This is a genomic window from Streptomyces sp. NPDC002076 (assembly GCF_053593835.1).
Genome location: NZ_JBSFDI010000007.1, coordinates 336246 through 353580, shown reverse-complemented (window position 1 = coordinate 353580; position 17335 = coordinate 336246). Strand labels below are relative to the sequence as shown.

20 protein-coding genes are annotated in these 17335 nt (G+C 70.7%); 1 reads left to right on the top strand and 19 read right to left on the bottom strand.

Annotated features, from left to right (window positions below; translation table 11 throughout):
• Positions 1-47 precede the first annotated feature (47 nt).
• The 5 genes from ACWCQS_RS18215 to rpsB all read right to left on the bottom strand — a co-directional run bounded on the left by ACWCQS_RS18215 (position 48) and on the right by rpsB (position 4812).
• Positions 48-1226 (bottom strand): phosphatidate cytidylyltransferase, encoded by a 1179-nt coding sequence (locus ACWCQS_RS18215; protein WP_451005322.1) that lies wholly within the window; start codon positions 1224-1226, stop codon positions 48-50.
• Positions 1226-1783: a ribosome recycling factor gene (frr, locus tag ACWCQS_RS18210; protein WP_014675285.1), complete on the bottom strand. Its 558-nt coding sequence runs from the start codon at positions 1781-1783 to the stop codon at positions 1226-1228. Before frr ends, ACWCQS_RS18215 begins: the two co-directional genes overlap by 1 nt.
• 175 nt (positions 1784-1958) lie before the next feature.
• A complete protein-coding gene (gene pyrH / locus ACWCQS_RS18205) occupies positions 1959-2717 on the bottom strand; it encodes a UMP kinase (protein WP_228623032.1) in 759 nt (252 codons plus the stop codon).
• A gap of 204 nt (positions 2718-2921) precedes the next feature.
• On the bottom strand, positions 2922-3758 hold the full coding sequence (tsf, locus tag ACWCQS_RS18200; protein ID WP_450980363.1) for a translation elongation factor Ts: 837 nt from the start codon (positions 3756-3758) through the stop codon (positions 2922-2924).
• A gap of 175 nt (positions 3759-3933) precedes the next feature.
• The gene (gene rpsB, locus ACWCQS_RS18195) at positions 3934-4812 is read right to left on the bottom strand and encodes a 30S ribosomal protein S2 (RefSeq protein WP_451005321.1); all 879 of its coding nucleotides are present in this window, start codon (positions 4810-4812) and stop codon (positions 3934-3936) included.
• Between the two features lie 272 nt (positions 4813-5084).
• On the opposite strand from rpsB, the gene ACWCQS_RS18190 reads away from it, so the two are divergent.
• On the top strand, positions 5085-5669 hold the full coding sequence (locus ACWCQS_RS18190; RefSeq protein ID WP_451005320.1) for a murein hydrolase activator EnvC family protein: 585 nt from the start codon (positions 5085-5087) through the stop codon (positions 5667-5669).
• Positions 5670-5703: 34 nt separating this feature from the next.
• On the opposite strand, the gene ACWCQS_RS18185 is transcribed toward ACWCQS_RS18190, so the two are convergent.
• The 14 genes from ACWCQS_RS18185 to rimM form a co-directional block, all read right to left on the bottom strand.
• The gene (locus tag ACWCQS_RS18185; protein WP_451005350.1) at positions 5704-6261 is read right to left on the bottom strand and encodes a TetR/AcrR family transcriptional regulator; all 558 of its coding nucleotides are present in this window, start codon (positions 6259-6261) and stop codon (positions 5704-5706) included.
• A 97-nt stretch (positions 6262-6358) separates the two neighbouring features.
• A complete protein-coding gene (gene whiG, locus ACWCQS_RS18180) occupies positions 6359-7201 on the bottom strand; it encodes an RNA polymerase sigma factor WhiG (RefSeq protein WP_388628014.1) in 843 nt (280 codons plus the stop codon).
• A gap of 321 nt (positions 7202-7522) precedes the next feature.
• The gene (dprA, locus tag ACWCQS_RS18175) at positions 7523-8683 is read right to left on the bottom strand and encodes a DNA-processing protein DprA (protein ID WP_451005319.1); all 1161 of its coding nucleotides are present in this window, start codon (positions 8681-8683) and stop codon (positions 7523-7525) included.
• Entirely contained in the window at positions 8680-10305 is a 1626-nt protein-coding gene (locus ACWCQS_RS18170; RefSeq protein WP_451005318.1) for a YifB family Mg chelatase-like AAA ATPase, read from the bottom strand. Before ACWCQS_RS18170 ends, dprA begins: the two co-directional genes overlap by 4 nt.
• On the bottom strand, positions 10306-10698 hold the full coding sequence (locus tag ACWCQS_RS18165) for a YraN family protein (protein ID WP_451005317.1): 393 nt from the start codon (positions 10696-10698) through the stop codon (positions 10306-10308).
• Between the two features lie 81 nt (positions 10699-10779).
• Positions 10780-11088: a DUF2469 domain-containing protein gene (locus tag ACWCQS_RS18160; protein WP_003965949.1), complete on the bottom strand. Its 309-nt coding sequence runs from the start codon at positions 11086-11088 to the stop codon at positions 10780-10782.
• A 56-nt stretch (positions 11089-11144) separates the two neighbouring features.
• On the bottom strand, positions 11145-11681 hold the full coding sequence (locus ACWCQS_RS18155) for an NUDIX hydrolase (RefSeq protein ID WP_451005316.1): 537 nt from the start codon (positions 11679-11681) through the stop codon (positions 11145-11147).
• Positions 11671-12456: a signal peptidase I gene (lepB, locus tag ACWCQS_RS18150; RefSeq protein ID WP_451005315.1), complete on the bottom strand. Its 786-nt coding sequence runs from the start codon at positions 12454-12456 to the stop codon at positions 11671-11673. Before lepB (ACWCQS_RS18150) ends, ACWCQS_RS18155 begins: the two co-directional genes overlap by 11 nt.
• Before the next feature lie 278 nt (positions 12457-12734).
• Complete coding sequence (lepB, locus tag ACWCQS_RS18145; protein ID WP_451005314.1) at positions 12735-13745, bottom strand: signal peptidase I; 1011 nt, start codon at positions 13743-13745, stop codon at positions 12735-12737.
• Positions 13633-14724 (bottom strand): signal peptidase I, encoded by a 1092-nt coding sequence (gene lepB, locus ACWCQS_RS18140; RefSeq protein WP_451005313.1) that lies wholly within the window; start codon positions 14722-14724, stop codon positions 13633-13635. The genes lepB (ACWCQS_RS18145) and lepB (ACWCQS_RS18140) overlap by 113 nt, the downstream gene beginning before the upstream one ends.
• Entirely contained in the window at positions 14717-15412 is a 696-nt protein-coding gene (lepB, locus tag ACWCQS_RS18135; protein ID WP_451005312.1) for a signal peptidase I, read from the bottom strand. The genes lepB (ACWCQS_RS18140) and lepB (ACWCQS_RS18135) overlap by 8 nt, the downstream gene beginning before the upstream one ends.
• Before the next feature lie 45 nt (positions 15413-15457).
• Positions 15458-15808, bottom strand: coding sequence for a 50S ribosomal protein L19 (gene rplS / locus ACWCQS_RS18130; RefSeq protein WP_055704359.1), 351 nt, complete (start codon positions 15806-15808; stop codon positions 15458-15460).
• A gap of 135 nt (positions 15809-15943) precedes the next feature.
• Positions 15944-16777: a tRNA (guanosine(37)-N1)-methyltransferase TrmD gene (trmD, locus tag ACWCQS_RS18125; protein ID WP_451005311.1), complete on the bottom strand. Its 834-nt coding sequence runs from the start codon at positions 16775-16777 to the stop codon at positions 15944-15946.
• Positions 16777-17328: a ribosome maturation factor RimM gene (gene rimM / locus ACWCQS_RS18120; protein WP_450980375.1), complete on the bottom strand. Its 552-nt coding sequence runs from the start codon at positions 17326-17328 to the stop codon at positions 16777-16779. The genes trmD and rimM overlap by 1 nt, the downstream gene beginning before the upstream one ends.
• Positions 17329-17335: the final 7 nt, after the last annotated feature.

Here is a 17335-nt window from a genome sequence, read left to right as displayed (position 1 = left end):
CCGCCCTGCGCACAGGACGGGGGCCCGGAAGCCGTACGGCACAGCCCTCACGCGGAGCCGACGAAGAGCACCAGCAGGAGCCAGACCACCGGGGCCGTCGGGAGCAGGGAGTCGAGGCGGTCCATGATGCCGCCGTGGCCGGGGAGCAAGGTGCCCATGTCCTTGATGCCCAGGTCGCGCTTGATCATGGATTCGCCGAGGTCGCCCAGCGTGGCGCTGGCCGCGACCGCGAGGCCCAGCAGCAGGCCCTGCCACCAGGTGCCGTCGTCGATCAGGAACTGCATGCACAGCGCGCCCGCGACCATCGCGAACAGCACCGCGCCGGCCAGGCCCTCGCGGGTCTTGCCGGGGCTGATGCGCGGGGCCAGCTTGTGCTTGCCGAACCGCCAGCCGACCGCGTAGGCACCGGTGTCGCTGACGACCGTCAGGAGGAGGAAGGTGAGAACCCGCCAGGGGCCGTCGGACGCGGTCAGCATCATCGCCACGAACGTGGCGAGGAACGGCACGTAGAACGCCGCGAAGACGCCCGCCGTGACGTCCTTGAGATAGCCCTCCGGCGACTCCGTCATGCGCCAGACCAGGACGGCCAGGGCGGTCAGCGCCATGGCGACCCAGGCGCCCTCGGCGCCGCGGACGTACCCCGCCACCACCATCGCCGCTCCGCCCACCGCGAGCGGCACCAGCGGCGCGTTGATGTCCTTGCGCTCCCGCAGCCTGCTGGTCAGCTCCCACAGGCCGACGACGACCGCGACCGCGACGACCCCGACGAACACGGCTTTCTTGATGAACAGGGAGGCGACGATCACCACACCGAGCCCGATCCCGACGCCTATGGCCGCGCTCAGGTCACGGCCCGCGCTCTTCTTCTGCGGCGCTGGGGCCGGCTGGTGGGCGTCGGGCATGGGCTCCGGATTCTGGTTCTCGGCCGGGAGGGTGCGGGCCTGTGGGGGCTCGGGGCGGAACTCGTCGTGGAATTCCTGGAACAAGGGGCCGCTCCGGCGAGCGGCCCCCCGGTCGCCGCCCTGGTCTCCGCCGTACGCGTGTGCGCCGTACGCGGGGTCCTCGGGCACGATGGGCATGGGGCGAGTCTGCTGCGGCTCAGGCGCATCGTACGCGGGACCCGCCGGGACGGCCCCCGGGACAGGCTGGGCGGGCCCGCCATCGGTGGGCCCCCAGTACCCGGCCTGGCCCGCCGATGGCGGCGCCCCCCAGGAAGAGTCGCTCATCAGACTTCGAGCAGCTCCGCTTCCTTGTGCTTCAGGAGCTCGTCGACCTGGGCGACGTACTTCGCCGTGGTGTCGTCCAGCTCCTTCTCCGCGCGGCGGCCCTCGTCCTCGCCGACCTCGCCGTCCTTGATCAGCTTGTCGATGGCGTCCTTGGCCTTGCGGCGCACGGACCGGATGGAGACCTTCGCGTCCTCACCCTTGCCCTTGGCGACCTTGATGTACTCGCGGCGGCGCTCCTCGGTCAGCTCGGGGAACACCACCCGGATGATGTTGCCGTCATTGCTGGGGTTGACCCCCAGGTCGGAGTCGCGGATCGCCTGCTCGATGTTGCGCAGCGCGCTCTTGTCGAACGGGGTCACGACCGCCATGCGCGGCTCCGGCACGGAGAACGAGGCCAGCTGGTTGATCGGCGTCGGGGCACCGTAGTAGTCGGCAACGATCTTGTTGAACATCGCCGGGTGCGCACGGCCGGTGCGGATCGCGGCGAAGTCCTCCTTGGCGACCACGACGGCCTTCTCCATCTTCTCCTCGGCCTCGAGGAGGGTCTCTTCGATCACCACTTGCTCCTGCGTGTCTTGAGTAAGGCCCGGCTGCGGTTCCTTGGGCGGGCGGCGGCCGGCTGCGTCGCGTCTTCTTCCTGCACGGTTCCCGACCGGCAGGACATTGTCCATCCCCCGGCCAGGGTCCGGCCCCCTTACGGGGCCGCGCGCCACCGGCCGGGTTGATGCCGGGTCAGTCCCGGCTGCCCTGGTCACCCACCAGCGTGCCGATCTTCTCACCCTTGACGGCACGGGCGATATTGCCCTCCGCGAGGAGCTCGAAGACGAGGATCGGGAGCTTGTTGTCGCGGCAGAGCGTGATGGCGGTGGCGTCGGCGACCTTGAGGTCACGGGTGATGACCTCGCCGTAGCCGAGGGCGTCGAACTTGACGGCGTCGGGGTTGGTCTTGGGGTCGGAGTCGTAGACCCCGTCCACGCCGTTCTTGCCCATGAGCAGCGCCTCGGCGTCGATCTCCAGGGCGCGCTGGGCGGCGGTGGTGTCGGTGGAGAAGTACGGCATGCCCATACCGGCGCCGAAGATGACCACGCGGCCCTTCTCCAGGTGCCGCACGGCGCGCAGCGGGATGTACGGCTCGGCGACCTGTCCCATGGTGATGGCGGTCTGCACCCGGCTGTCGATGCCCTCCTTCTCCAGGAAGTCCTGGAGGGCGAGGCAGTTCATCACGGTGCCGAGCATGCCCATGTAGTCGGAGCGGGCGCGGTCCATGCCGCGCTGCTGGAGTTCGGCGCCTCGGAAGAAGTTGCCGCCGCCGATGACGACCGCGACCTGGGCCCCGTCACGCACGACGGCCGCGATCTCGCGGGCGATCTTGTGCACCACGTCCGGGTCCACGCCCAGGCCCCCGCCGCCGGAGAAGGCCTCTCCGGACAGCTTCAGCAGAAACCGGCCGCGTACTTTGCCGTCGTCGCTCTTCTGGGCCTTGGTGGTCATGGGAGATCCCGCCTCTTTCACGTGTTGCACATACGAAGAAGGCCATTGCCGGTGGGGTCGCTTTTCGCTCCCATACGCGGCAATGGCCTCCTCGTCAGATCTGCTGCCGTCCGCCCCACCCCGGGGTGTGGCGGTGTGCGCGGACGACTGCTGTCGACCCTACCGAGAATTTCCCGCGGGTCGCGCGTCGATCGCGGAACGGGCTCAGATGCCGACCTTGATGCGCGAGAAGCGCTTCAGGGTGACACCGGCCTCGTCCAGCACCTTCTGGACCGACTTCTTGTTGTCGAGCGCGTACGGCTGGCCGAGCAGCGTGGCGTCCTTGAAGAAGCCGTTGAGGCGACCCTCGACGATCTTGGCGATCGCGGCCTCGGGCTTGCCCTCGGCGCGGGTGGTCTCCTCGGCGATGCGGCGCTCGGACTCGACGACGTCGGCCGGCACGTCCTCCTTGGCCAGGTACTTCGGCGCGAAGGCGGCGATGTGCTGGGCAACGCCCTTGGCGACCTCGGCGTTCGGCTTGTCGAGCTCGACCAGGACACCGATCTGCGGGGGCAGGTCGGGCATGGTGCGGTGCATGTAGGCGAGCACGAAGCCGTCGGCGAACTGCGCGAAGCGGTCCAGGACGATCTTCTCGCCGAGGTTGGCGTTGGCCTCGTCCACGAACGCCTGGACGGTCTTGCCGGGCTCGATCTCGGAGGCGAGCAGAGCCTCGAGGTCGGCCGGGGAGGTCGCGGCGACGTGCTCGGCGATCTTCTTGGCGACGGCCTGGAACTTCTCGCCCTTGGCGACGAAGTCGGTCTCGCACTTCAGCTCGACCAGGACGCCGGAGGAGTTGTCGTCGGCGATGATGGAGACCACGGCGCCGTTCTCGGCGGAGCGGCCCTCGCGCTTGGCGACGCCCTTCTGGCCCTTGATGCGCAGCGCCTCGACGGCCTTGTCGACGTTGCCCTCGGCCTCGTCCAGCGCCTTCTTGCAGTCCATCATGCCGGCGCCGGTGAGCTCACGGAGCTTCTTGACGTCGGCGGCGGTGTAGTTCGCCATGAGTCTGTGAGTCTTTCTCGAAGTCTGGGAGATCTTGAGATCCGCACGGTGTGCGTCCCACATGTAGACGCGGGTTGCATACGTCGTGCGGACCTACGGGTGAACAGCGGGGGTGGACTTCACCGCGCCGAAGGCGCTGTCGGTGGCAGTACCGCCCCCGCTGTCAACGCGTGCGTCAGGCCTGCTCGCCCTCGGCGGCCGGAGCCTCGGCAGCGGGGGCCTCGGCAGCGGGGGCCTCGGCAGCGGGGGCCTCGGCCGGCTTCTCGGCCTCGTCGGCCTTCTTCTCACCCTCGAGCAGGTCGCGCTCCCACTCGGCGAGCGGCTCGCCCGCGGCCTTCTCGCCCTTCTCGCCGGTGGCGACGCCGGAGCGGGCGATGAGGCCCTCGGCGACGGCGTCGGCGATCACACGGGTGAGCAGGGTGACGGAGCGGATCGCGTCGTCGTTGCCCGGGATCTTGTAGTCGACCTCGTCGGGGTCGCAGTTGGTGTCGAGGATCGCGACGACCGGAATGTTCAGCTTCCGGGCCTCACCGACGGCGATGTGCTCCTTCTTGGTGTCCACGATCCAGACGGCGCTCGGCACCTTCTGCATCTCGCGGATACCACCGAGGGTCTTCTCCAGCTTGGCCTTCTCGCGCGAGAGCACGAGAAGCTCCTTCTTGGTCAGACCGGACGCGGCGACGTCCTCGAAGTCGATCTGCTCGAGCTCCTTGAGGCGCTGCAGACGCTTGTAGACGGTCGAGAAGTTGGTGAGCATGCCGCCCAGCCAGCGCTGGTTGACGTAGGGCATGCCGACGCGGGTGGCCTGCTCGGCGATGGCCTCCTGCGCCTGCTTCTTGGTGCCGACGAACATGACCGTGCCGCCGTGGGCGACGGTCTCCTTGACGAACTCGTAGGCGCGGTCGATGTACGACAGCGACTGGAGCAGGTCGATGATGTAGATGCCGTTGCGCTCGGTGAAGATGAAGCGCTTCATCTTCGGGTTCCAGCGACGGGTCTGGTGACCGAAGTGGACGCCGCTCTCCAGCAGCTCCCGCATCGTGACGACGGCCATGGCCGTATCTCCTTGAGTTTCTCGGTTGTGCCGCGGATGCCGGACGGCTCCCGCGCCTGACGCCCGCGACGCGCCTTGCCGCGAAGGACCGAGAGGCGCTGACACCGACCGCTTGACGGCCTGGTGTCGGGGCGTGCGAAGTCGACCCGGTGACCCGGATCGCCAGAAGAAGTGTACGGGACCGCCGGGGCACCGGGTGACGCCGCTGTCCACAACCGGTGGGTTGTCCACAGACTCCGGCCGTGATCGGCGGGGTGCGGGACGGTTGTCGCATGCGAGAAGCGATGCGATATGTCCTGCTGTCGGCGGTTCTGCTCCTCGGCCTGGCACTGGCCGCCCTGGTGCCCTGCCGGTCCTGGGCGGGCACCACGCCTCCGGCCCCCGCACCGCCCCCTCAGGCCCCGGTCCCGGCCATCGCGCGGACCTGGCCGGTGGGCGTCCGGCCCTTGGTGTTACGGGGCTGGGAGCCACCGGCGACGGTGTACGGCCCCGGCCACCGGGGCGTCGACCTGGCGGCGCCGGCCGGTTCTCCCGTACGAGCGGTCGCACCGGGCCGGGTGTCCTTCGCGGGCCGGGTGGCGGGGAAGGGGGTGGTCTCCGTGGAGCTGACGGGCACGGATCTTCGTACGACGTACGAGCCGGTGAGCGCGTTGGTGCGGCAGGGGGACGAGGTGACGGCGGGACAGACGGTGGGCACGGTGGAGGCGACGGCCTCCCACTGCGCCGCTTCGTGCGTCCACTGGGGCCTGCGCCGAGGGACGACCTACCTGGACCCTCTGTCCCTGCTACCGCCGTGGCTCCTGCACAGGGGGCCACCGAGACTGCTGCCGGTGCTGGGGGTACCGCTGCCGTCGTAGCTGCCTGGCGGCACCCGCCCGGCGGCAGCCGGCGTCAGCCCTTCACGCCCCGCAACACCATGGCCACCGCGGCGTCCGTCACCACCGCGGGATCCTCCGCCGCCCCCAGCTCGATCCGCCGCACGGCCGCGTCCACAACCCCCTGCAGCAACATCGCCGCCAGCCGAGGCTGCTCGTGCCCCATCTCCCCGAGCGCCTCGGCGATCATCGCGACGAGCCCGCCATGCGCCGCCCGGATCTTCTCCCGCGCCCCGGCGTCCAGCTCACTCGCGGAGATGGCGACGACCGCCCGGTGCCGCCGGTCCCCCACCAGCGCCAGCTGCTGCCGTACATACGCCTCGACCTTGCCCTCGGCGGACTCGGCCCGCTCCATCGCCGCCGCCACCTCCGCCGCCCACAGCGGAAAGTCGACCTCGCACAGCTCCTCGACCACGGCGGCCCGCGACCGGAAGTACTCGTACACGGACGACCGCGCCAGCCCGGTCCGCTCGGCCAGCGCGGGAAACGTCAGCGCTTCCGTCCCGCCCTCGGACAGCAACGACCGAGCCGCGTCCAGCAGGGCGGCTCGCTGCATCGACCGGTGCTCGGCCACGGAGGCCGCTCGAATCCTTGGCACGTCAACCACTTTACGGACGCCCCCAGCCGATCGGGAGCCACTCGCCGCGACGGCACCGACCGCGCCGCCGGCCTCAGCGCCCGAAGCTCGCCAGCTTGGCCCGCAGCTGCAGCACGGACTTGGTGTGGATCTGGCTGACCCGGCTCTCGGTGACCCCGAGCACGTTGCCGATCTCGGCGAGCGTGAGCCCCTCGTAGTAGTACAGCGTGACCACGGTCTTCTCCCGCTCGGGCAGTGTGTTGATCGCCCGCGCGAGGAAGCGGCGCAGCTCCCGGTCCTCGGCCACCTCCACGGGATTGTCCGCGGCGGTGTCCTCCAGCGTGTCCATGAGGCTGAGCCGGTCCCCGCCCTCGCTGCCGACGTGCAGCAGCTCCTCCAGCGCGACCACGTTGGCCAGGGACAACTGGCTGAACACGGCGTGCAGTTCGTCGACCTCCATGCCCAGCTCGCCGGCCACCTCGCCCTCGGTCGGGGTGCGCCGCAGCCGCGCCTCCAGGGTGGCGTAGGCCCGCTCCACGTTCCGCGCCTTCTGCCGCACCGACCGCGGGATCCAGTCCAGCGCCCGCAGCTCGTCGATCATGGCGCCCCGGATCCGGGTGATCGCGTACGTCTCGAACTTGATCTCCCGGTCGATGTCGAACTTCTCGATCGCGTCGATCAGCCCGAAGACGCCCGAGGAGACGAAGTCGGCCTGCTCGACGTTGGGCGGCAGACCGACACTCACCCGGCCCGCGACGTATTTCACGAGCGGCGAGTAGTGCAGGATCAGCTGCTCCCGCAGCCGGTCGTCCCCCGTCGCCTTGTACGACCGCCACAGCTCGTCGAGCGTCGAGGGAGCGGGCGGCCGCACGCTGCCACCGTCGCGGGCGGCTGGGGGGATCGCCGCCCGGTCGGACCCGGAGGTGTGCTGGGGCATTCGTCGCCTTGTGCCGTTCTGCCGTGAAGTGCTGTGAAGTGCTGTGAAGTGAGATGAGCTGGGGTTCGGGGGGCGATGTGGGCTGCCTGGGTGAGCTGTCGGTCTGGTGTCGAGTTGGCGCGATCCGTGTCGGCGCCTTCGTGAGCGTAGCGTGACTGAGGTGTCGCGGTGTGCGAACAGTGCGGCTCCACCCGTGCGCGGGGCGCTCTCGGCGGGGTCGCGCGCTGGTTCCGCGGCTCGCTCTGCGTGACCGGGCGGGGTGTCAACTCCGGGAAACCTCAAGGGCGTCGGGGGTTCCCCCGGACGGCCGAACACGCTCGGTCAGCACGGACCGCGACCGGTGCGGACCGACATCACCGCCTGGCGTGTCAACTTCCAGCCATCGCCGTGTCGTTCGACGTAACCAAGTGCGCGGAGTTCGTACAGTCTCGCGATCGCCTCGTCCCGGGTGGTCGGCGTGCCGAGCGCGATCTCCTCCGCGGTGGCCGCGCGATTGCCCGGCAGGGCGGCGAGGACGGAGCGGGCGGCGGGTTCCAGCAGGTCGCGCGGCAGCACGGGCCCGCGCCGGGCCGGCGCCAGTTCACCCATGTCACCCACCAGTTCGACGACCTCCGCGGCGTCGGTGACCAGCGCGGCCTCTCCGCGCAGCAGTTCGTGCACGCCGGCGGAGAGGGCGCTGGTGACGGGGCCGGGCACGCCCATGGTGAAGCGGCCGAGGCGCGCTGCGGCCCGTGCGGTGGCCAGCGAGCCGCTGCGGCAGGCGGCCTCCACGACGACGGTGCCTCTGGTCAGGGCGGCGATCACACGGTTGCGGAGGATGAACCGGCTGGGCGTCGGATGGTCGCCCGGGGGCAGCTCGCCCACGACCAGTCCCTGCTCCGCGATCCGGCTGATCAGGGCGGCGTGGCCGCGCGGGTACGGCCGGTCGACACCGCAGGCCAGGACGGCGACGGTGGCTCCGCGGGCGGCGAGGGCGCCTCGGTGGGCGGCGCCGTCGATGCCGTACGCGCCGCCCGAGACCACGACCCAGCCCCGCTCGGCGAGGCCGCCGGCGAGGGTGGCGGCGGCATGGGCGCCGTACTCGGTGCAGGCCCGCGCACCCACCACGGCGACGGACCGGAGCGCCCACATCCGCAGACTGGCCCGCCCGCGCACCCACAGCCCGATCGGCCGGGCATCCCCCAGATCATCGAGCTGTCCGGGCCACTCGGCGTCCCCGGGCCCCACGAACCGCGCCCCGGCCTCCCCGGCCACCGCGAGATCCCGCTCCGGCTCGGCCCGCCGGGCCCGCGCGACCAGACCGGCCCACCGCGCCTCGCTCACCCCCGGCAGGGCCGGCACGCCCTCCCGCAGCCGCCGCACCACCTCCCGCACCCCGAACTCCCGAACCCACCGCCCACCGGCCTCGTCCCCCGGCTCGATCACTCGGCAGAGAAGGACCCGCCCGAGCAGCTCGTCTCCGGGGGCCTCGCCCGTGGTCATGTCAGGGCCCCGATGGCCATCGGCACCCCTCGTGGCACCCCGGTGCGCAGTTGCAGGGCCAGGGCGACGTCGGTGGCGTCCGGGCGGTCGTGTCCGACGAGGTCGGCGACCGTCCAGGCGACGCGCAGCACCCGGTCGATGCCCCGGGCGGTGAGCACGCCCCGCTCGAGGTTGCGCTCGGCCTCGTCCATCGCACCGGCGACGGGGTGGTAGCGGCTGCGCAGCTCGCGGCCGGGGACCTCGCTGTTGGTGCGCCAGGGAGTTCCGGCGAGGCGGGCCGCCGTGCGCTCGCGGGCCTGCCGTACCCGCTCGGCCACGGTCGCCGTGGACTCGCCCCGGGCGCCCGGTTCGACGAGCTGGGCCCGGGTGACCGGATCGACCTCGACGCGCAGGTCCACCCGGTCCAGCAGCGGACCGGAGAGCCGGGACTGGTAGCGGCGGATCGCCGAGGGCGGGCACTCGCACAGGGAGTCGCGTTGCGAGAAGCGTCCACAGGGGCAGGGGTTGGCCGCCAGCACCATGAGGAAGCGGGCCGGGAACCGGACGACGCCCGCGCTGCGTGCGATCACGACATGGCCCGACTCCAGCGGCTGTCGCAGGGCGTCCAGGGTCTGGCTGTGGAACTCGGGCGCCTCGTCCAGGAACAGGACGCCGCGATGGGCGAGGGAAACCGCCCCGGGCCGTGCGATGCCGGGGCCTCCGCCGACGAGGGACTGCATCGTGGCCGAGTGGTGGGGGGCGCAGTAGGGAGCCATGTCGATGAGCGGCTTGCCCGGCGGCAGCAGTCCGGCCACCGAGTGCACCGCCGTGACCTCCAGCGATTCCTCCCTGGTGAGCCGGGGAAGAACGGCGGGCAGCCGCTCCGCGAGCATGGTCTTGCCCGCGCCGGGCGGACCCTCCAGGAACAGGTGGTGCCCGCCGGCGGCGGCCACCTCCACGGCCGTACGGGCCGAGGTCTGGCCCACGACGTCCGCCAGGTCGTGATCGTGTTCGTGCTGTGCGGTGCCGACACTGTGCATGCCGGTGGCCGCGCCCGTGCCCGGCACGCGCAGACCGGCCAGGAGCGGGTCGGGACGGCCTTGCTCGTCCGGTTCCTCTTCGGGGACGGGCTCGTCGGTGAGCACCGCGATGAGCTGGCGCAGACTGCGGACGCCGAGCACGGAGACGCCGGGGACCAGCGCGGCCTCGGCGGCTGCGCACTCGGGTACGACCACTTGCTCGTAGCCGGCGTCGGCCGCCGCGAGCACGGCCGGCAGTGTGCCGCGGACCGGTCGGACCCGGCCGTCCAGGCCCAGCTCCCCGATCATGACGATGTCCGCGAGGACACGCGGATCGATCCGCTCGGCGGCGCCGAGCACCGCGCAGGCGACGGCCAGATCGAAGCCGGAGCCGGCTTTGGGTACCGAGGCCGGGCTGAGTCCGACGGTGAGCTTCTTCTGCGGCCACTCGCCGCCCGAGTTCACCACCGCCGCCCGGACCCGGTCCCTGCTCTCCGTCAGGCTCTTGTCCGGGAGGCCGACCAGGGTGAAGGCGGCGACGCCCGGTTCCAGGTCGGCCTGGACCTCGACGACCACTCCCTCGACGCCGACCAGGGCCACCGAACAGGTGCGGGCGAACCCCATTCAGGCCACCCCCCGTACGTGCTCGACGGACGGGGCGCCGCGGTGGGGCAGCAGGACGCCGATCAGGTCGATGCGGACGCCGCCCGGCGGTGCCCCTCCGTGGGCGTGGATCCAGTGCTCGGCCAGCTCGCGCAGCCGGGCCGCCTTCTCGGGGGTCACCGCGGCCATGGGGTGTTCGTAGCCGCCGCCCCTGCGGGTCTTCACCTCGCAGACGACGAGTGCGTCACCGTCCCGCGCGATGATGTCGATCTCGCCGGAACGGCCGCAGCGCCAGTTGCGGTCCAGGATCGTCATTCCGGTCGCGGCGAGCCTCCGGGCGGCCAGGTCCTCGCCGTACTTGCCGAGTGCTTCTCGTGCGTTCATGTCGGCACCACCTCCGGCGCCAACCGTCACGCATCCCGCCCCAAGATGTTGATCTTGGTGGACAACTCGGCGGTTGTGGAAAACCCTGTCCCCCACACCAACCGGCAGCCGTCACCCGCCCGGCAGCTCCAGGTCGCTCTTGTTCAGCTCCTCGATGTTCACATCCTTGAACGTGAGGACCCGCACCTGCTTCACGAAGCGCGCCGGCCGGTACATGTCCCAGACCCAGGCATCAGCCATCGACACCTCGAAAAACACCTCGCCCTGCACCGAGTGCACCTGCATCTCATAGTCGTTGGTGAGGTAGAAACGACGCTCGGTCTCGATCACATATTTGAACAGACCGACGACATCTCGATACTCCCGGTAGAGCTTCAGCTCCATCTCGGTCTCGTACTTCTCGAGGTCCTCGGCGCTCATGGCATGTTCCCCTTCAGCCGTGCGATCCCCCCATTGTGCGCCAGTCCGACGGGCCCTCAGACGATTTCCGCATCGAGGGTCACAGGACTGGCCGGAGGACCTTCGTCGAGCAGCCTGCGCAGCAGCTCGGCGAGTCTGGTCGGATACACCGTCTCATGTGCCCGGGTCAGTTCCTGACACGTCCACCAACGCGCCCCGGCGACACTGCGCCGCTCCAGCTCCGTCAGCCCCTGCGCCGCGGTGGCCGTCTGCGTCGTACGGGCCAGGTAGTACCACTCGTCCTGGTCCCAGCGGCGGCCCGCGAACGGGAAAGAGCACATGCGGCGCCACAGCACCGGGCCGAGTTCGACGTCCGTGATGCCGGTCTCCTCGGCGAGTTCCCTGAGCGCGGCCTCCTCGCGCGTCTCGGCGCCCTCCAGACCGCCGCCGGGGGTGAACCACCAGTCGTCGGCCGGATCGTCCGGTTCATGGCCGTGCAGGAGCAGGATGCGGTCCTCCGGGTCGAGGAGGACCACCCGGGCCACCTTGCGCAGCCCGCCCTCGTACGACTCCCCGTACGAGTCCTCGCCGGTCCGCGTGGTCTCAGCGGACACCGGCCGCCTCCGGGCGGGCGGTACGCGCGCGGGAGCGGCCCATGCGACTCGCGATCGGGCCGTAGGCGCCGCCGGCCAGCACCAGGACGGCGCCGGCGGCGATCAGCAGCTCGATCGTGGACAGGGGACCCGGCTGCGAAAGGGTGCCGAGGGCCTCGAAGCCGGTGGGGCGCTTCAGCGAGCCCTTCCAGGGCCAGACGACCGCGTCCACGCGGGCGTTCACGGCGTCGCGGGAGACCGTGCCCTTGGCCGCGTCGGTGAGGTGGGCCGTGGAGTCGAGGGAGCCCTGGCGCTCGTCACCGAGGAGGAACAGCCGGCCCTGGGGAACCGTCACCGTCGGGAAGTTCTGGATCTCGGCCAGGCTGCCCTTGGGCAGATAGGGCTCGTCGATCTGCTTGCCGTTGACGGTCAGCTTGCCGTTCGTGCAGCAGGAGACGGTGTCGCCGCCGACCGCGACCACCCGCTTGACCACCTTGGCGCCTGTGACCCAGCTCTTGTCCGTGAAGACGACGACGTCACCGCGCTTCACCTGACCGCCGTCGACCTTCTGCGCCAGCACCCGGTCTCCGGCGTCGATCGTGGGTGTCATCGAACTGGTCGGCACGGTGTACGGCCGGTACGTCACCGCCGCCCAGGCGAATCCGCCGAGGAACAGCACCAGGCCCAGTGCCACGGCCACCGAGGACAGCCGCTGTCCGAGCCGGCTGCCGCCGGGCTGTGCCGTGCCTGTCCCGCCGCTGCGCGGGGCCGTTCGCGTCGTGCTCTCGCCACCCATGGACCCGCACCCTACCCGGCAGTACCGGGCAGGGGCAGCCCCTGTTCCAGGACCGCCGCCGGACCGGGGGCAACGGCCCGGCAGGCGCCGGACTCACAGGTTCCGGATGCCTGGGGCAGATCGGCCCGTACGAAGGGCTCAGCGGCTCGGGAACGCCGCCGCTGCCGTCCTCGACGTACACGAGCCGGTCCGGGGAGAGCGGGCCGCTCGCGCGTCGCCGGAGTGGGCACGCAGGCGGCCCACCGTCCCGCCCTCGGGGGGCGCCGGGACCTGTCCGGTCACCTGCTGCCCGCGGCCGCCTTGCGCTCGGTCTTGGACTCCAGCCGGTCCGCGCGCCGGCGCCGCCACACCGCCAGCGGCAGCACCGCGGCGATGGCCACGCCCTGCGGGGCCACCGTCAGGGCCGCGGACGCCGAGGACTGGTCGCTGATGCCGGGCTGGTCGAAGGTGTCCGGGATCGGCAGGGTGCCCCAGTGGTTGATCGGCCAGGCCTTGACGATCGCGCGGCCCACGACGTCGCTCACCGGGACCATGCCGTGGTGCTTGTCGGCCTGGTTGTAGCGAGAGTCGCGGGAGTTCTGGCGGTGGTCGCCCATCACCCAGATGTAGCCCTGAGGCACCGTCACCTTGAACTGGCCGCCCGTCTCGTCATCGGTGCACGGCGTGTTGCCGGGGTAGACGTACGGCTCGTTCAGCGCATGGCCGTTGACCAGCAGCGGGCCGGTGCCCTTGCACTGGATCGTGTCGCCGCCGACGCCGATCACCCGCTTGATGAGGTCCTTCTCGTTGGCGGACGGCATCAGGCCGATCCAGCTGAGGACCTGCTGCACGGCGTTCGGGCTCGCCGCCGGTTCGCCCGCCAGCCAGTCGTCCGGGTCGTGGAAGACCACGACCTCACCGCGCTCGGGCTTGGAGCCGAACCACGGAGTGAGCTTGTCGACCAGGACGCGGTCGCCCACCTGGAGGGTGTCCTGCATCGAGGCCGACGGGATCGAGAACGCCTGCACCAGGAACGTCTTGATCAACAGCGCCAGAACGAGCGCGATCACGACGAGGATCGGCAGCTCCTTCCAGAAGGAGCGGGGCTTCCTCGGCCGGTCCGCGGCCTCGCCCGCACCCGCGCCCTCGGCCCTCGGCCGCTGCTCGTCGTCGGGCGCGCCCTCGTCGCCCGCCGCGTCATTCCCGGAAGTCATGGCGCTGTCCGGCACGGGGGCGTGCGCTTCCACGGGGTGCCCGCGGTGCTCCTCGCCGTCGTGCCCCGACCGTGCGCCAACCGCCACATCCCCCACGCCAACTCCTTACTCTGTGCCGCCGCCTGCACCACATACGACGCAGGCCCACCACTCCCATAACGAGCGGGAGTTCCGCAGGGGTCGGGAGCTGGGTCGTTCCGTTCGGATTCTCGGAGGCAACCCTATGCGACAGCGGGGTACCGGCGGTCGCACCAGACGGGGAGTCGGCCACGCTTGCGAAGGTTTTAGGTTCCTGAAGGCGTGTCCAGTGGCCGATCGGCCAGCCGATGGCGACGGCCCGGCCGACGACGGATTTCTCGGACACCGTTCCGCCGTACGGGGTGTCCTGGTGGAAACGGGAGTCCGCGGAGTTGCCCCGGTGGTCGCCCATGACCCACAACCGGCCCTTGGGGACGGTGATGTCGAAGGGCTGGGCGGACGGAGCGTCACCCGGGTAGATGTAGTCCCCCTCGGTGAGCGGTACCCCGTTGACGGTGACCCGGCCCTGCTTGTCACAGCACTTGACGTGGTCGCCACCGACCCCGATGACCCGCTTGATCAGGTCCTTCTCGTTGTCGGAGGGCAGCAGCCCGATGAAGGTGAGGCCTTCCTTGAGTTGCTTGACGACGACCGGGTCGTGCTTCTTGGCCGTCTGCTCGTCGGCCAGCCAGCCGCCCGGGTCGTGGAAGACGACGACGTCCCCGCGCTGCGGCTGGGAGCCGAACCACGGGGTGAGCTTGTCGACCAGGACGCGGTCACCGATCCGGATCGTCTGCTCCATCGAGCCGGACGGGATCACGAACGCCTGGACGAGGAAGGTCTTCAGCACGAGGGCTATGAGGACGGCGACACCGATCAGAAGAGGGATCTCCCGAACGGCTGAACGCCGGCGCTTGCGTTTGACCTTGCGCTGGAGTTTCCGCCGCTCCGCGCGCGTGCGGCCGCCGCCGGGCGCGGAGGTGCGGCGCGAACCGGTGGGCAGCAGATTGTCGGCGGGGCTGCCGGGCACCCCGCGCGGTTTGCCGCGGTTACCCATGCGCGCCCTCCGTGCTGGGCACGCGCGCGTAGGCGGAGGGCCGCGTCAGGTGCGTCCAGTGGTCGTACGGCCACAGGATCCAGTCGGCGCGGCCGATGACGTCGCCGACCGGGATCATGCCGCCGCCGGGCGAGCCGAGACGGTCGCGGGAGTCGCTGGAGTCGCTGCGGTGGTCGCCGAGGACGAACAGCCGGCCGGCGGGAACGACGACGTCGAAGGGCACGCTGGAGGCGCTGTCCCCGGGATAGAGGAACGCCGACTCGTCGACGGCGCGGCCGTTCACCTCGATCCTCCCCTGCTTGTCACAGCAGACCACATGGTCTCCCCCCACACCGACCACGCGCTTGATGTAGTCGGCGTCCCCGAAATATCCCGTACCGTCGAACACGATCACGTCGCCGCGCTGCGGCTGGGCACCGAAACCGTACGCCAACTTATTTACGAGAACGCGGTCCCCGATCCTCAAGCCCTGTTCCATGGATCCGCTCGGAATCTGGAACGGTTGCACCACGAAAGTGTTGAGCACGAGCAAAAACGCCAGGCAGAGGAAGAGCGTGAGGGTGATCCGGCCGCCCGGCACCCAGTCGGCGATCCGCGCCACCAACGCGAAACGCGACCGTCCCTCCGGCCCCGGGGAATCCGGGTGGGAGGAGCGGTCGCGTTCCGTCGGCTGTGCTTCGGTGTCCATCGGGGCGAGATGCTATCCCGCCCGGCCATGGGCTCCGGAGAGTGCTCAGCTCTCGCGCTTCTCCTTGATCTTCGCGGCCTTGCCGCGCAGGTCACGGAGGTAGTACAGCTTGGCGCGACGCACGTCACCGCGGGTGACGAGCTCGATCTTCTCGACGATCGGGGTGTGCACCGGGAAGGTGCGCTCGACGCCGACGGAGAACGAGACCTTGCGGACCGTGAAGGTCTCGCGGACGCCGGAGCCCTGGCGACGGATCACAACGCCCTTGAACTGCTGCACACGGGAGCGGTTGCCCTCGATGACGCGGACGTGGACGTTGACGGTGTCACCCGGGCGGAAGGCGGGGATGTCGCTGCGCAGCGACGCGGCGTCGACGGAGTCGAGCAGGTGAGACATTTCGTCTGCTTTCTTCGCTGATGCCACAGGTCATCAACGGAAACTAGGAGTTTGCACGAAGCCGTGTGCGGGTCGGGGCGGGCGTCGTGTCCCCCTGTGGCAGGGGCGCACGCCGGACGGGCGCACAACAGCGGTCTATTCTTCCATGCCCTCGGCCCGCCGCCAAAATCGGCCGTACGGGTGGCCTTCCGGGTCCGGTTCCCAGCCCAGGATGGAGAGCATCTCGCGGTCCTTCTTGTCGAAGGCCTTGGGGTCACAGCGCTCGATCAGGTCGGGCCGGTTGGCGGTCGTGCGCCTGAGGGCCTCGTCGCGGCGCCACCGGGCGATCTTCCCGTGGTGGCCGCTGAGCAGCACCTCCGGGATGTCCCGGCCGCGCCAGACGGGCGGCTTGGTGTAGACGGGGCCTTCCAGGAGGCTCGCCATCGCGCCGGGCGCGAAGGAGTCGTCGCGGTGGGACTCGGCGTTGCCGAGGACGCCGGGCAGCAGCCGGGCGACGGCCTCCGTGATGACCAGGACGGCCGCCTCGCCGCCGGCCAGCACATAGTCGCCGATGGAGACCTCGTAGACGGGCACGCGGGTGGCGTACTCGTCCATGACACGCCGGTCGATGCCCTCGTAGCGGGCCGGTGTGAAGATCAGCCAGGGGCGCTCGGAGAGCTCCACGGCCAGCTCCTGCGTGAAGGGGCGGCCGCTGGGGGTGGGGACGATCAGCGCGGGGGCCTGGGCGCCGGTCTCGTAGCCGTCGGCGAGGATCGTGTCCAGGGCGTCTCCCCAGGGCTCGGTCTTCATGACCATGCCGGGGCCGCCGCCGTAGGGCGTGTCGTCGACGGTGTTGTGGCGGTCGTAGGTCCAGGCGCGCAGATCGTGCACCTGGACATCGAGCTGCCCACGCGCGCGTGCCTTGCCGACGAGGGAGACGTTCAGCGGGTCCAGGTACTCGGGGAAGATCGTGACGACGTCGAGGCGCATTACGACTCTTCCCCGGTGTCGCTGGGGGACGCGATCTCTGCGCGGTCGTCGATCAGACCGGGCGGTGGCGCGATGACCGCCTTCTGCTCCTCCAGGTCGATCTCGGTGACGATCTCCTCCACGAAGGGGATCATGACCTCGGTCCCGTCCGGGCGCTCGACGATGAACAGGTCCTGGGAGGGCAGGTGCGAGATCTCGGTGATCCGGCCGACCTCCGTCCCGTCCTCGGTGACCACGTCCAGGTCGATGAGCTGGTGGTCGTAGTACTCGTCCTCGCCCTCGGGCAGCTCCTCCGGGTCGACCTCGGCGATCAGGAGGGTGTTGCGCAGGGCCTCGGCGGCGTTGCGGTCGGTGACGCCCTCGAAGCGCAGGAGGAGGCGGCCGCTGTGGACGCGCCCCGTCTCGATGGTCAGCGGTCCCGCGGAGGCGGGGTCCGTGGCGAGTACGGCGCCGGGCGCGAGCCTGAGTTCCGGCTCGTCGGTGCGTACCTCGACGGTGACCTCGCCCTTGATGCCATGGGCACGGCCGATCCGTGCGACTACCAGCTGCACGTGTCCA